This window comes from Streptomyces sp. NBC_00669, assembly GCF_036226785.1.
Classification (GTDB): Bacteria; Actinomycetota; Actinomycetes; order Streptomycetales; family Streptomycetaceae; genus Actinacidiphila.
The window spans coordinates 8256541-8271368 of sequence record NZ_CP109018.1; the positions used below are offsets into that span (position 1 = coordinate 8256541).

The 14828-nt window shown below is 73.2% G+C and carries 11 protein-coding genes; 6 read left to right on the forward strand and 5 right to left on the reverse strand.

The window, feature by feature from the left end; translation table 11 throughout:
• Positions 1 to 220 precede the first annotated feature (220 nt).
• The 3 genes from OG896_RS34860 (at position 221) to OG896_RS34870 (ending at position 4681) form a co-directional block, all read left to right on the forward strand.
• Positions 221 to 1603, forward strand: a complete 1383-nt coding sequence (locus tag OG896_RS34860) for a S53 family peptidase (RefSeq protein ID WP_329371785.1) — start codon at positions 221 to 223, stop codon at positions 1601 to 1603.
• Positions 1604 to 1960: 357 nt separating this feature from the next.
• A complete protein-coding gene (locus OG896_RS34865) occupies positions 1961 to 3541 on the forward strand; it encodes a chitinase (RefSeq protein WP_329371787.1) in 1581 nt (526 codons plus the stop codon).
• Positions 3542 to 3844: 303 nt separating this feature from the next.
• Positions 3845 to 4681: an undecaprenyl-diphosphate phosphatase gene (locus tag OG896_RS34870; RefSeq protein WP_329371789.1), complete on the forward strand. Its 837-nt coding sequence runs from the start codon at positions 3845 to 3847 to the stop codon at positions 4679 to 4681.
• Positions 4682 to 4805: 124 nt separating this feature from the next.
• On the opposite strand, the gene OG896_RS34875 is transcribed toward OG896_RS34870, so the two are convergent.
• The 4 genes from OG896_RS34875 to OG896_RS34890 all read right to left on the reverse strand — a co-directional run bounded on the left by OG896_RS34875 (position 4806) and on the right by OG896_RS34890 (position 9027).
• Positions 4806 to 5921, reverse strand: a complete 1116-nt coding sequence (locus OG896_RS34875) for a Gfo/Idh/MocA family protein (protein WP_329371791.1) — start codon at positions 5919 to 5921, stop codon at positions 4806 to 4808.
• Entirely contained in the window at positions 5918 to 6667 is a 750-nt protein-coding gene (locus tag OG896_RS34880; protein ID WP_328461308.1) for a sugar phosphate isomerase/epimerase family protein, read from the reverse strand. Before OG896_RS34880 ends, OG896_RS34875 begins: the two co-directional genes overlap by 4 nt.
• Positions 6668 to 6785: 118 nt before the next feature.
• Positions 6786 to 7706 (reverse strand): sugar phosphate isomerase/epimerase family protein, encoded by a 921-nt coding sequence (locus OG896_RS34885; protein ID WP_328461306.1) that lies wholly within the window; start codon positions 7704 to 7706, stop codon positions 6786 to 6788.
• Position 7707: 1 nt separating this feature from the next.
• The gene (locus OG896_RS34890; protein ID WP_329371794.1) at positions 7708 to 9027 is read right to left on the reverse strand and encodes a Gfo/Idh/MocA family protein; all 1320 of its coding nucleotides are present in this window, start codon (positions 9025 to 9027) and stop codon (positions 7708 to 7710) included.
• A gap of 475 nt (positions 9028 to 9502) precedes the next feature.
• On the opposite strand from OG896_RS34890, the gene OG896_RS34895 reads away from it, so the two are divergent.
• The 3 genes from OG896_RS34895 to OG896_RS34905 all read left to right on the forward strand — a co-directional run bounded on the left by OG896_RS34895 (position 9503) and on the right by OG896_RS34905 (position 13058).
• Positions 9503 to 10675, forward strand: coding sequence for an ROK family protein (locus OG896_RS34895; RefSeq protein ID WP_328461302.1), 1173 nt, complete (start codon positions 9503 to 9505; stop codon positions 10673 to 10675).
• Between the two features lie 290 nt (positions 10676 to 10965).
• Entirely contained in the window at positions 10966 to 11790 is an 825-nt protein-coding gene (locus tag OG896_RS34900; RefSeq protein WP_329371797.1) for a hypothetical protein, read from the forward strand.
• Between the two features lie 149 nt (positions 11791 to 11939).
• A complete protein-coding gene (locus OG896_RS34905; protein WP_329371800.1) occupies positions 11940 to 13058 on the forward strand; it encodes a DUF5954 family protein in 1119 nt (372 codons plus the stop codon).
• A gap of 50 nt (positions 13059 to 13108) precedes the next feature.
• On the opposite strand, the gene OG896_RS34910 is transcribed toward OG896_RS34905, so the two are convergent.
• Positions 13109 to 14596 carry a DNA-3-methyladenine glycosylase 2 family protein gene (locus OG896_RS34910; RefSeq protein ID WP_329371801.1) on the reverse strand — a complete coding sequence of 496 codons (1488 nt, stop codon included), beginning with the start codon at positions 14594 to 14596 and terminating at the stop codon, positions 13109 to 13111.
• Between the last annotated feature and the right edge of the window lie 232 nt (positions 14597 to 14828).

Below are 14828 nucleotides of genomic sequence, written 5' to 3' on the forward strand. Positions count from 1 at the left end.
TCGTACTCCTGTGACGGCTGCGCAGTAGTGAGTCTGACGTTGCGTCGGGTCGACATGACATGGTCATGGCGTCGTAAAATTATCGGCCGTTCGGGTAAAACGACGGATGGCCAACGGCGAACTCCCTTGTCCTGGGCATGATCTATCGGTGTGACCACCGCGGCCGTCTCCGTGACGGCCGCACCTCATGCCAGAAGAGCCCTCCACACAAGGAGAGTCCATGCGCACACCTCGCCCGCGGCCGCGCGCCGTGGTCGCCGCGGCAGGAGCCACCGCCCTGACCGCCGCCGCCTTGATGGCGGCCCCGCTCACCGGTGCGGCGACGGCGGCGGCCGGCCACGCCGCGCCCGCGGTGAAGCCGGTGCCCGCCGTCGTCGGACATGAGCTGGTCAAGGGGGCGGGCAGCCCGCTGACCATCGCCCAGTGCCAGGCCGAGTGGGGCATCAACTGCTACACGCCCACGCAGTACCGGCAGGCGTACGACCTCAACCCGCTCTACCGCGCGGGCGTGACGGGCAAGGGCCGGACGATCGTGATCGTCGACTCCTTCGGCTCGCCGACGATCCAGCACGACCTGGACGTCTACAGCAAGCAGTTCGGGATGCCCAGCACCACGGTGCAGGTCGTCAAGTGGGGCGACGTGCCGCCCTTCGACCCGACCAACCCCGACCACACCGGCTGGGCCGGCGAGACCACGCTGGACGTGGAGATGGCGCACGCGATCGCCCCGGCCGCGCACATCGTGCTGCTGGAGACCGGCGTCGCCGAGACCGAGGGCGTCACCGGCCTGCCCGAGATGATGGACGGCGAGAAGGCGCTGATCGACCAGGGCGTCGGCGACGTCATCACCCAGAGCTTCGGGGCCACCGAGAACACCTTCCCGGGCTTCGACAAGGGCGACTTCTCCAGCATCCAGAACCTGCGCTACGCCTTCAAGGACGCGGCGCGGCGCGGCGTGACGGTGCTCGGCTCCTCCGGCGACGGCGGCGCCACCGACGCGACCGAGGACGGCAGCTCCAACTACCCGTACCAGGTGAACTCCTGGCCGTCCTCCGACCCGCTGGTCACCTCCATCGGCGGCACCCAGCTCCACCTGGACGAGGCCGGCAACCGCACCGCGCCGGAGAGCGTGTACAACGACTACGGCGCCGGCGGCGGCGGCCAGTCGCACGTCTTCGCCCGGCCGTCGTACCAGAACGGCGTGCGGAACGTGGTCGGCGCGCAGCGCGGCACCCCGGACATCTCGATGTCCGCGGCGGTCGACGGCGGCGCCTGGGTGTACTCCAGCTACGACCCGACGGCCGTCGGCTGGGACGTCTACGGCGGCACCAGCGAGGCCAGCCCGCTCTTCTCCGGCATCGTGGCGCTCGCCGACCAGGTCGCCGGGCACCGGATCGGCGACATCCACACCGCGCTGTACGCCCTCGCCAAGGGCACCGGAAAGTTCGGCGGGGTGGTCGACGTCAAGGACGGCACGAACAACTCCTACGACGGCGTCACCGGTTACACCGCGGTGAAGGGCTACGACATGGCCACCGGCGTCGGCACCGTGGACGCGGCCCGGTTCGTCCCCGCGCTCGCCTTGCTCGGCCGCCTGCACTGAGGTGAGCCGTCCGCGTTGAGGTGAGCCGTCCGGGGCCGCCGCCGCGTGCTCCCCTCGCGGGTGCGGTGGCGGCCTCCGGCATGCCCGGGCCGGGTGTCGGGCCGGGGGTGCGGGCGGGGGTGCGGTCGGCGGTGCGGGCGGGGCGCCCGGGTCGGGGCGCGGCCCGGTACGCGGGTCGGTCGGCGCGGTACAGGGGTCCGCGCCGGCCGGCCGGCGGTGCGCCGGAACCGGTCAACCGCATTATTTGTAAGGGCTCTTGACAGTTGGGTGGTCCAGACCAAACAGTATGGGTCAGCATTGGTCCAGACCAGCACGGCCCGCTGTGCTGGGACCCCCACATCGAAGGGAGCGCGGTCCATGACCGGACCCGTTCGCAGACCACTCCGCGCCCTGCTCACCGGACTCGCCGCCACCGCCGCCGCGGCCGGCCTGGCGCTGACCGGCGCCGGCGGCGCGCACGCCGCCACCCCGCAGGCCACCGCCGCCACCGCCCTGCCCAGCCACGTCTTCGCCCCGTACTTCGAGGCGTACAACGGCGACAGCCTCTCCGGGCTGGCCACCGCCTCCGGCAACAAGTACCTGACGATGGCGTTCATCCAGACGCCCTCGGTCGGCTCCTGCACGCCGTACTGGAACGGCGACACCTCCCTGCCGATCGCCTCCTCCAGCTTCGGCAGCGACATCGCCGCCATCCAGGCGGCCGGCGGCGACGTCATCCCGTCCTTCGGCGGCTACGCGGCCGACGACGGCGGCACGGAGATCGCCGACAGCTGCACCGACGTCAGCTCCATCGCCGCCGCGTACGAGAAGGTCATCACCACCTACAACGTCAGCCGGATCGACCTCGACACCGAGGACAACTCGCTGACCAAGGCGGCCGGCATCGACCGCCGCAACAAGGCCGTCAAGATGGTGCAGGACTGGGCGGCGAGCAACGGCCGTACCGTGCAGTTCTCCTACACCCTGCCGACCACCACCCAGGGCCTGACCACCGGCACCGCCGGCGACGGCTCCGGCCTGTCGGTGCTGCAGAACGCCGTCTCCAACGGCGTGAAGCTCGACGTCGTGAACCTGATGACGTTCGACTACTACGACGGTGCCACGCACAACATGGCCACCGACACCGAGACCGCCGCGCAGGCCCTGCACGACCAGCTCGCGCAGCTCTACCCGTCGAAGAGCGACGCGGACCTGTGGGCGATGATCGGCATCACCGAGATGCCCGGCATCGACGACTTCGGCGCCGCCGAGACCTTCACCACCGACAACGCCACCACCGTCTACAACTGGGCGGTCAGCAAGGGCATCAACACCCTGTCGTTCTGGGCGCTCCAGCGCGACAACGGCGGCTGCCCCGGCCAGGGCGGCTCGGACACCTGCTCCGGAGTCGCGCAGAGCACCTGGCAGTTCAGCCACACCTTCGAGCCGTTCAGCGGCGGCGGCAGCACCACCCCGCCGCCCGCGAACGACTTCTCGGTCGCGCTGACCCCGTCGGCCGGCTCCGTCGCCGCCGGGTCCTCGGCCACCTCCACGGTGAAAACCGCGGTCTCCGCCGGGTCCGCGCAGTCCGTCGCGCTGAGCGTCAGCGGCGCTCCGGCCGGCGTCACCGCGTCGGTCAGCCCCGGCTCGGTCACCGCCGGCGGCAGCGCCACCCTGTCGGTGGCCACCACCACCGCGGCGAAGGCGGGCACCTACACCCTGACCGTCACCGGCACCGCCGGCAGCACCACCCACACCGCCGCCTACACGCTGACCGTCACCGGTGGCAGCACCGGCGGCGGCTGCACCGCCACGGCCTGGTCGTCCTCCGCGGTCTACGTCGGCGGCGACAAGGTCTCCTACGGCGGCCACACCTGGCTCGCCAAGTGGTGGACCACCGGCGAGACCCCCGGCACCACCGGCGAGTGGGGTGTGTGGCAGGACGAGGGCGCCTGCTGAGAACCCGCACCGGCCGGGACCGAAGGCCCCTGGTCGCACGGAAGGTGACCAATGGCCGAACCGCTGGTGACGTCCAGGAAAACAGCCTGTGACCGGGCATATGACGGCTCCGGCCTCCGGTACGGTACGCCGTGGGCGGTGCCGCCCCGACGTCGAACAGCGGCCACCGATCCTCTAGAGTCTGACCGGATGTCTACGCGAATGTAGTCGATTCGGGACGGACCGGGCATCCCACGGGTATGCCCGGTCCGTCCGCACTTCCGGAAGACCGAAGACCAGAAGACCAGGGGACGGAAACCACCCATGAGCGCCATCGGCCTCGGCCAGGCCGCCATTCTCGGCATCGTGGAAGGACTGACCGAGTTCCTGCCGGTCTCCTCCACCGGCCACCTCAAGCTGGTTGAGGGCCTGATGAACATCCCCGTCGACGACGACGCGGTGGTCGGTTTCACCGCGGTCATCCAAGTCGGCGCCATCGCGGCGGTCTTCGTCTACTTCTTCCGGGACATCGCCCGGTTCGTCACCGCCTGGGTGCGCGGTCTGGCCCATCGCAGCGAGCGCGGCAACCACGACTACAAGTTCACCTGGTGGGTGATCTACTCCACCATCCCCATCGTCATCGTCGGGCTCGCGGCCAAACCGCTCATCGACGGGCCGCTCGGCTCCCTGTGGGTGGTGGCGTTCTCGCTGATCTTCGGCAGCGCGGTGATGTGGGCCGCCGAGCAGATGGCCCGGTTCAAGCGCGGCGAGGACCAGGTCACCGTGAAGGACGCGATGATCGTCGGCTGCTCGCAGATCCTCGCGCTGCTCTTCCCCGGCTTCTCCCGCTCCGGCGCCACGATCTCCACCGCCCTGATCCGGGACCTGGACCGGATGGCCGCCACCCGGCTGTCGTTCTTCCTCGGCCTGCCCGCACTCACCGGTGCCGGACTGTACGAACTCAAGGACGCCACCAGCGGCGGCGTCAGCACCTCCGCGCTCGCCGTCGGCACCCTCGTCTCCTTCGTGGTCGCCTACGCCTCCATCGCCTGGCTGCTGAGGTTCGTCGCCCGGCACTCCTTCAACTCCTTCGTGATCTACCGGGTGGTGATCGGCGTGGTGATCATCGGCCTGCTCGCGACCGGCACCGTCAATTCCTGACCGCCCCCGACCGGGCGCCGGCGCCCGAACGCAAAAGACCTGGCCGACCCATCCCCCCACGGGTGGGTCGACCAGGCATCCGGGGGGCCGTTCCCCGGGCTTGCCGCGGTGGCGGCGACGCAGGTCAGGTCAACGTCGCCGCCACCGGGTCCCAGTCCTCCGGAAGCGTCGCCACCTCCGGAGCGCGGGATTCGAGTTCCACGAAGCCGTGCCGCTCCGCGGAATCCGTCACCGTGGCCATCAACTCCAGTACGTGCTGCGCCAGTTCGCCCGACGCACGGTGCGGCGCCCCGGTCCGGATACCGCGCGCCATGTCCAGCACGCCGATCCCGCGGCCCGCGGTCGTCCCCGCCACCGGCAGGTCCCGCCACTCCTCGTCGCCGAACGCCCGCACCTGGAGCGGCCCTTCGAACGTGTTCGGGTCCGGCAGCGACAACGTGCCCTCGGTGCCGGTGATCTCGATCATCCGCCGCGGCACCGACGAGTCGAAGCTGAACGTCGCCGACGTGCTCGGGCCCGACGCGAAGTCGAGCAACGCGTGCACATGCGTGGGCACTTCCACCGCGAACTCGGTGCCCGCCTTCGGCCCGGAACCGATCACCCGGTGCGAACGCGCCTGCCGCGCGCTCGCCGCGACCCGCTGCACCGGACCGAAGAGCGCCACCAGCGCGGTCAGGTAGTACGGACCGATGTCGAACAGCGGCCCGGCACCGTACTGGAAGAGGAACTCCGGGCTCGGGTGCCAGCTCTCCGGGCCCGGTCCCTGCGTCACCGCGACCACGCTGACCGGCTCGCCGATCAGCCCCGAGGCCAGCGCCCGGGCCGCCGACTGCAACCCCGCACCGAGGAACGTGTCCGGCGCGCTGCCCACCCGCAGGCCGCGCGACTGCGCCTGCGCGAGGATCTTCGCGCCGTCCGAGGGCTCCAGCGCCAGCGGCTTCTCGCCGTAGACGTGCTTGCCGGCCTCCAGCGCGGCCGAGGCGATCTCGGCGTGCGCGGCGGGGATCGTCAGGTTGATCACGATCTCCACCTCGGGGATCGCCAGCGCCGACGCCACGTCACCCGCGTGCGGCACCCCGTACGCCTCCGCCTGCACCCGGGCCCGGTCCACGTCCAGGTCCGCGACGGACAGCACCCGGACGTCCGGGAACGTGGACAGCGCCGTGAGGTACTGCGTGCTGATCACCCCCGCACCGACCAGCGCGACGCCGACCGGCCCGGAACCCGAACCGCTGGTCATGAAAGCCCCTCCTCCAGCGCCGTCAGGTAGGCGCGGCTCTCCGCGACGGCCTCGAAGATGTCCGTGGCGCACTCGTCCAGCTCCACGATCCGCTGCGCGTCCGGCGCCGCCGCCAGGATCGCCGGCACATCGATCACGCCCTTGCCGACCGCGGTGTGCGGCTGCTCCTTCACCCCGGGACCGTCCTTGACGTGCAAGGACAGCACCCGGTCGCCCAACGCCCCCAGCAGCGCGGGCACATCGGCGCCGCCGACCTGCGCCCAGTACGTGTCGACCTCCAGGAACACCTCGGGCGCCAGCTCGTCCGCCAGCACCTCCAGCGCGGTGCGGCCCTCGAACCGCGGCTCGATCTCCCACCAGTGGTTGTGGTAGCCGATCCGGATGCCGCGCTCGGCGGCCTTGGCGGCGAAGCCGTTGAGCAGGTCCGCGGTGCGGCGCAGCCCGTCGGCGGTGGTGAACTCCTCGTGCCCGATGCCGCCCGGGATGATCGCCAGGTCGGTGCCGACGGTGGCGACCGCGTCGAAGACCTCGCCCGCGTCCTTGTCGAACAGCGCGTAGGCGTGGGTGCTGGACACGCCGATGCCCAGGTCGTCGGCGAGCTTGCGGAAACCGGCCGGGTCGGCGGTCGGGTCGTACGTCTCCACCGAGCGGTAGCCGATCTCGGCGAGCCGGGTCAGCGTGCCGTCGCGGTCGGCGGCGATCTGGTCCCGGAGGGTGTAGAGCTGAATGCTCAAGGGTTTGGCCATCGAAGCGAAGCCTCCTGGAAGTACAGCGGCGAATGCGGGTGCGGGTGCGGGTTCTGGTGCGGGTACGGGAAAGCGGTGGGGCCGGCGCGGGCCGCCCGGTCGGCGCGCGGGACGGGCGTCACCCGACGATCAGCGGGCGCAGCGTGCGGTGGGCGATCTCCAGGCCGCGGGTGACCCGCTCCACGTCGCCGCTCCACACGGGGTCCTCGTGCTCGACGGAGAGCACCCCGGTGAAGCCGCCCTCGTAGAAGGTGTCCACCAGCCGGCGCCAGTCCACGTCGCCCAGGCCCGGGACCCGGTAGCGCCACCAGCCGCTGTCCCAGCCGTCGGTGCGCTCCACGGTGCGGCCGAAGAACCCGAACCGGTCCCGGGCCCGCGGGTCGAGCTGCGCGTCCTTGGCCTGCGCGTGCGGGATGCGGTCCAGATACGGCTTGAGGGCGGTGACCGGGTCGATGCCGAGCCACAGCAGGTGCGAGGGGTCGTAGTTGAGGTAGAAGCCGAGGTCGAACATCCACTCCCACAGCTCGGGGGAGTAGGCGAGGTTGCCCGGGTAGCCGTCGGGGTGCCACCCCTCCATCACGCAGTTCTCGATGATGATCTTCACTCCGCGCTCGCCCGCGTACTCCACCAGCGCGGGCAGTTCGCGCTCGGCCTGCGCGAGGTTCTCCTTCACCGACAGGCCCGGGTGGCGGCCGATGAAGGTGCCGACGTACTCCACGCCGAGCAGCGCGGCCGCGTCCACGTTGGCCCGTACGTGGGCGGCGATCTCGGCGCGGCGCTCGCGGTCGGGGTGCAGGTTGTTCTCGTAGTACGCCAGCGCCGACAGCGTCAGGGAGTGCTGCTCGAACAGCGCGCGGACCGAGTCCGCCTCGGCCTTGCCGAAGTCCACCACGTCGATGTGGCTCGCCTCGAAGTCGCGCGACCCGGTGGATGGCCAGGTGGCGACCTCCAGCGCGTCGTAGTCGTGGGCGGCGGCCCAGCCGGCGATCTCGGCGAGCGGGAGCTGCGGAAGGCAGGCGGTGAGGAAGCCCAGCTTCATCTCAGGAGACCTCTTTCCAGGTCCGGTCGGCCGCCGAGCCGAGTACGGCCTCGGTCAGGCGCACCATGCGGGCGGCGTCGGCGAAGGTGGCGAAGGGCGTGGGGCGGGCGGTGTCGGCGGCGGGTACGGGAGAGCGCTCTCCAGTGTGCCTGGTGTTCGGCTGGTTCGGGTCGCCGGGGGTGGATTCCGTGCCCGGGAGAGCGCTTTCCGCCGTTCCTGAGGGAGTCGTGCCGGGCTCCGCGCCGTGGTTCGGGGGAGCGCTCTCCGAGTCGGGCGCGTCGGCCGCGCGGGCGGCGGCGTGCACGTCGCGGACGAACGCGGCGAAGCAGTCGAGGTAGCCCATCGGGTGCCCGCCGGGCACCACCGACAGCCGGGCGGCCTCGGGGGAGAGGGTGGCGGGGTCGCGCAGCACCGTGGCGTTCTCGCCGCGGCTGCCGACGAAGAGCGACTCGGGCGCCTCCTGGTCGAAGGCGAGCGAGGTGCGGCTGCCGTCCACCTCGAACCACAGCCGGTTCTTGCGGCCGGGCGAGATCTGCGAGACGGTCACCGACCCGCTCGCGCCGAGGTCGGTGCGGAAGAGCAGCTGCACCACGTCCTCGGTGGCGGGACGGCCGCCGGTGCGCTGCACCGTCTGGGAGAGCGCGGTCAGTTCGGCGATCCGGTGCCCGGTCACCCACTCCACCAGGTCGCACCAGTGCGAGCCGATGTCGGCGAACGCCCGCGACGGCCCGCCGGCCACCGCGTCCACCCGCCAGTTGGTGTCGTCCGGCAGCGACAGCCAGTCCTGGAGGTAGTGCCCGTGCACCAGCCGTACGTCCCCGGCCCGGCCGTCGAGCACCCGCGCGCGGGCCTCCGCGGCCATCGGGTGGTAGCGGTAGACGAACGGTACGGCCGTCACCTTGCCGCTGTGCGCGGCCAGCGCCGCCAGCGTGTCGGCGGTGGCCGAGGAGGTGGTCAGCGGCTTCTCGCACACCACGTGCTTGCCCGCGCGCAGGGCCAGTTCGGCCAGCCGGGCGTGCACGTCGTTCGGCGTGCAGATGTGCACCACGTCCACGTCGTCGCTGGTGACCAGCTCCTCGGACGAGTCGAAGGCCCGATCCACGCCGAGCGCGGCGGCGGCCTCCTTCGCCCGGGCCGGCGTGGAGGAGCTGACGCCGACCACCGGGGCGCCGCTGCGGCGCACGGCGTCCAGATGGACCCGGCCGATCATGCCGGTGCCGGCGATCGCCGTCCGCAGCGCGGGCGTGCCGGTCGTGCCGGTCGTGCCGGTCGTGCCGGGCGTACCCGGCGGGTTCTTTGCATTGGGCCCCGAGAGTGCCACCAAACTTCCCTCCATTTCGGCTCACGCAAGACGCTAGCCAGGGATGTTTCGGTTGACAATGGCAAAATTTACGCTAACTTCTGTCATAAATCGGCGGGCGGTCACGGGCGTGACGGCGGCCGCCGGGGTGACGGTCGGGTCGTTCGCCGGGCCGGTCGGGGCGCGCGAGAGTGCGGCGGGCCCGCCCCGGCGGGTGTGGGGCGCCGGGTGCCGTGCCGGGTGCGCTGCGGTGCCGGGTGTCCGGTTCGGCCGCGCCGGCGCGCCGACGTCGGTGCGTGCGGGTCCGTTGTACGGGCGGGCACGACCAACGGGCACGGGGCCCCGTCGTACGGTCCTGGCCCGGCGCCGGTGTCGGGCCGTAGGGCAGGTACCGCACATCCGGCCGACCCGGGCAGGGACCGGCCGGACCGCCCGGCGCGCGCGAGGAGCGGCCCGGCCGGGGCGGCGACATCGATCGAGAGGGACAGGCGTACACGTGACCGCAGCAACCGACCGGCAGCTCACCTCGCTCAGCGAACTCGCCGGGCTCGTGGCGGGCGGAGCCACCCGCCGCAGCCAACTGGCCACCGCCACCGGCCTGTCCAGGGCCGCCGTCGCCCAGCGGGTGGACCTGCTGATCGACCGCGGCCTGCTGGTCGAGACCGGCACGCTGGCCACCGAGCGCGGGCGCCCGCCGCTGACCTTGCAACTCGCCTCGCGCACCGCCGTGGTGTGCGCGGTCGACCTCGGCGCCACCCACGGCACCGTCGCGATCTCCGAACTCGGCGGCACCGTACTGGCGGAGGCCACCGAGGAACTCGACATCAACGACGGACCCGAGGCCGTACTGACCGCGCTCGACGCCCAGATCGGACGGATGCTCGCGGCCGCCGGGCACCCGGCCGAGCACGTCCGCGCGATCAGCATCGGCGTGCCGGGCCCGGTCGAGGCGAGCACCGGCACCGTGGTGCGCCCGCCGATCATGCGCGGCTGGGACGGCTACCGGGTGCCCGGGTTCTTCGCCGGCCGGCGCGGCGCCCCCGTCCTGGTGGACAACGACGTCAACATGATGGCGCTCGGCGAGTACGGCCACCGGCCCGCCGCCGCCCATCTGCTCTACGTCAAGGTCGGCACCGGGATCGGCTGCGGCATCGTCTCCGGCGGCGTCGTGCACCGCGGCGCCACCGGTGCGGCGGGCGACATCGGGCACATCGCGGTGCCCGGCCACGACGACGTGCTGTGCCACTGCGGCAACACCGGCTGCGTCGAGGCCGTCGCGTCCGGCGCCGCCGTCGCCGCCCGGCTGCGCGCGGCCGGCCTGCCCGCGGAGCACGCCGCCGACGTGGTGCGCCTCGTCGCCGAGGGCGACCCGCTGGCCCGCCGCCAGGTCCGGCTCGCCGCGCAGCGGATCGGCGACGTCCTCGCCTCGCTGGTCAGCTTCTACAACCCCGACACCATCGTGCTCGGCGGCTCGATCGCCTCCCTCCACGACGACCTGCTCGCGGACATCCGCGCCGCGGTCTACCGCCGGGCGCTGCCGCTGGCCACCCGGACCGTCGCCATCGAGACCACCGTGCTCGGCCGCCGCGCGGGCATCGAGGGCGCCCGCCGCCTCGCCGTCCAGCACCTGCTCTCCCCGGCGGGCATCGCCCGCTTCCTCGGCGCCTGACACTCCCGGTCCGCGCGGGATTCCGCCGCCCCGGACGGCGGTTCGGGCCGCGCGGGCGGCCGTGCGCTACGGAATTGCGCCGCGCGGCCGCCCGGGAGTACGTTTCCGCAGGCCGCCGGCACCGATGATGCGGCGGTGCGGGCCTCGGGGGGGAGCGGCGAGGGCGCCGCGTCACAACGGTGCGGCGCTTGAACGGCGTTCGGCCGTGGACATCAGTGGGGGGCTTCATGGGCGACCTGACGTCACGGACGGCACGGGCTCGGGCAGGGAGACGGGCGGCGCGGGCGCGGATGGCGCGGCGATCGGCGGCAGGGGCGATCTGCCTGGCCGCGGTGGTGGCCGCGGCGACGGCCTGCGGGAGCGGCGGGGACAGCCCGGGCGGTGGCCGCGGCGCGAGCGGCACCACTCCTCGCCCGTCCGGTACGGCGGCGGCGTCCGGTACGGCCGACCCAGCCGGTTCCCGGTCGGCGGACCGCATGCTCGGTCAGCGGCAGTTGGAGCAGGCGGCGGTGGGTCCGGCGGACCTGCCCGGATCGGGATGGAGTACCGACACCGTGTCCGGCCGGGGCCCGGACGGCGTCGAGATCAAACACACGATCCCCGACGTCACCCGGCTGCCGCGCGTGTCCCCGGCCGCGTGCGCACCGCTCGGCGGCATCGCCATGGGACCGGTGAGCACCACCCGCCAGCACCACGCCGTTCTGATCCAGGACGTCCTGCGGACGGGCAAGGGCCACGATTCGGTGGAGGACGCGCTGCTCGCCTACCGACCGGCCGACGCCCGCGGGGTGATGACCGACCTGCGCGCATCCCTCAAAGCCTGTGACTCCTTCCCCGAACGCGACGGTGACCGGTTCGCCGACCCCAAGCCGCGGGCCACGCCCTCCGTCGGTGACGACGCCGTGGAGTACGACCTCACCCGGATCGTGGCGAGCGTCGACGACAGCGGTGATCTCGACGGCGGCAAACCCGCCAAGGCGCCCTTCCGCTTCCTCGTCGTCCGCAGCGGAGCCACCATCGCGGTCTTCTCGAACCAGGGTTTTCCCGGTGACCACCCGGTGATCCCCGCCGAGGTCGTGAGCGCGCAGATCGCCAAGCTGGCGAAGGCCGGCTGAGCCACCGGGCGTTTTCCGCCACGGCGGAACGCGCCGCTGACCGTACGCCGTTCCCGTGACCTGCGAACCGGTCGCCGGTCGGCGCGGTCCGGAGCGCGGTTTTGCTGGAATCGGGGGCCTCGGGACGGCCGGACGGGCATGCTAATGGCATGAAGGTGAACGGTGACGCTCAGGAGGAAGTGACCGGCCGGGAGTGGCCGCGGCCGACCGCGCCACCGTCACCGGTCGCGGCCGGGCTGTCCGCGCCCGCGGACGTGGAGACCTGGAAGGCCCGCAAGGCGTATCCGTCGACGTTGTTCGCCGGCGGTCCGGTGTTCGGCGTCGCCCGTGAACTCCCCGAGGGCGGCTGGACGTTGCGGCCCGGGTTCGCCGGGCTGGCCCCGCAGGACGCACGCGACGCGCTCGGCGCGCACTTCCGGGCACGCGCCGAGCGGTGCGCGGCCGACGGCGACGAGACCGGCCGCGCCCAGTACACCGAGGCGGCCGAACGCCTCGACTGGGAATGCCTGGACGAGCTGACGGTGGCCGGCGCGCGCTACCGCGTGGTGCGGGCCGAGCGCTTCATCCGGATGGGCCCCGACGGCCCGGAGCCGCCGCGCGGCACCGACCCCGACCGTACGGACCCCGCGCAGCCGCCGCTCGATCCCGCGGCGGACCTGACCATCGCGTCCGGCGGCGAGGCGGGGCTGTCGCCCGGCGTGCTGCGGGTCGAACTCCTCACCGCCCTGCGGAAGAACGGCACGGTGCCGCGCGACGTGCGCGAGGACTCCCGGGCCGCCGCGCGCACCCACCCGGGCGGGGTGCTGCTCCCGGCCACGTTCATGGCGGCCGAACGCGAAGGAGGACGCTGGCGGCCGCAGTCCACCGGCACCGCCGCCACCCCGCGCGACGCCCGCGACGGACTGGCCGTGCAACTGCGGGTGATGGTGCCCTGGCAGCATGAACTCACCGACGAGGAACACGAGTTCTACAAGCGCGCCGCCGACCACCTGGACACCGACCAGGTCGACGAACTCGACGTCGCCGGCCGGCACTTCCGGATCATCCGGGTGGAGCGGCTGATCCGGATCGGGCCGGACGGACCCGAGGGCCCGCGCCCCTCCGACGTCGACCCGGTGCCACCGGCCATGGTCCAGGAGCGCCAACTGCGCGAGCAGGGACCGGTCCAGGACGAGGAGGACGGCGACGCCGAGGCGAGCACGAGGAAGTTCATGGCCCTCCTCGACGAGGAGCGGCGGCGCCGCGAGCACCTGCGCGAACGCCCCTGACTCCCTTACGGCACCGCGCTGTTCGGGTGCGCGCGCTCCCGCTCGCCGGTTCAGGCCGTGCGCTGGGGCGCCCGTTCCGCCCGTTCCGCGGACGCCGAGCGCCAGCGGTGGTGGGTCGCGTACGAACTCCACGGCCGCCAGCGGGCCGCGCCCGCCACGGCCGGCTCCAGCAGGACATCGGGGTCGCCCAAGGCCCGCATCCGTATGTAGCCCGCCGTCCAGGGGCGCACGCCCGGCAGTGCCAGCAGGGCCCGTTCGGCCTCGTTGCGGTCCGCGCCCGGGTCCAGTCGTACCGCGCCCGACGCCAGCGCACGGGAGACCGCGCGTACCGCGGCCCGCCGCTCGTCCGGCACGTCCACCGCCGCCAGGTCGGCGTCCACCAGGTCGGCCGGGCGCGGGAAGAGCAGCGCCAGCCCGCCGCTCGGTGCGGGGAGCGACTGCCCGTAGCAGGAGGCGAGTCGGTCGGTGGCCCGCCGGGCGCGGGCGGCCGTCAGCCCTTCGGTCAGCACCGCGCGCACCGCCAGTTCCTCGGGGTCCGCCGCCCCCGGTGAGCGGATGCCCGGGCGCCGCGCCACCAGCGGGGCCAACTCCTCGTCAGCGCAGAGCCGTTCGGCGACCGCGTACGGGTCCGCGTCCAGATCGAACAGCCGCCGCATCCGCTGCGTCGCGGTCGTCAGGTCCCGCAGGTCCTCCAGGTGCAGTCGGCATGCCAACCAGCGTCCCGTGCCGGCCTGTTCGGACACCTCCGCGACGCCCGCGCCGTGCGGCAGCCGCAGGGTCCGGCGGTAGGTGCGGCCGTGGGTGCGGCCCGGCCCGGACGGGCCCGCGGCCTGGCCCACCACCTCCTCCACCCCCGCGACCGTGCGCGCCGCCAGGTAGTCGAAGACCTGCCCGCTGTCGTAGGCGCCCCGGTACGCCAGCCGCAGCGGCACCCCGGCCGCGCCGTCGGGCCCCAACTCGCCCTTCCGGCCACCGGAGTTCGCCCGGGCCGAGCGCAACTGGGTCGGCGTGGAAGCGTAGATCTCCCGCATCGTCTCGTTGAACTGCCGCACGCTGGCGAAGCCGGCGGCGAACGCGATGTCCGCGGCCCGCAGGGACGTGGTCTGCAGCAGCACCCGCGCGGTGTGGCCGCGCTGGGCCCTGGCCAGCGCGATCGGGCCGGCGCCGAGTTCCGCGTTGAGCTGGCGCTGGACCTGGCGGGCGCTGTACCCGAGCCGTGCGGCCAGGCCCGCGACGCCCTCCCGGTCCACCACGCCGTCGCCGATCAGCCGTACCGCCCGGCCGACCACGTCGGCACGCGCGTTCCAGTCCGCGGAGCCCGGCACGGCGTCCGGGCGGCACCGGCGGCACGCGCGGAAGCCCGCGGACTGGGCCGCCGCGGCCGTCGCGAAGAACGAGACGTTCTCCCGTTTCGGGGTGACCGCGGGGCAGCTCGGGCGGCAGTAGATGCCGGTGGTCGACACCGCGAAGAAGAAGAGGCCGTCGAACCGTGCGTCTCGGCTTCGGACGGCCTCGTAGTTGCCCTCTTCCGTCGCCATGGTTCCCAGTATCGCCTGCCGGCCGTGCTCCGGCTGGCGCATTTCGGACCCGGTGCTCCCTGTTCTGAGGGCGCCCTGACCTGCGGGGCTGCCCGGCTCTGTCGGGTCCGGGACCTTACGCGGGCGGCGGCCTCGCGCGGTTCCCCGCGCTCCTGGATACGTGCGGCGCCTCGTCACGTCGCCCCCGGGACTACCCTTGCCGCTGTCGGATCGCGACTTCACCCGGGGGGAC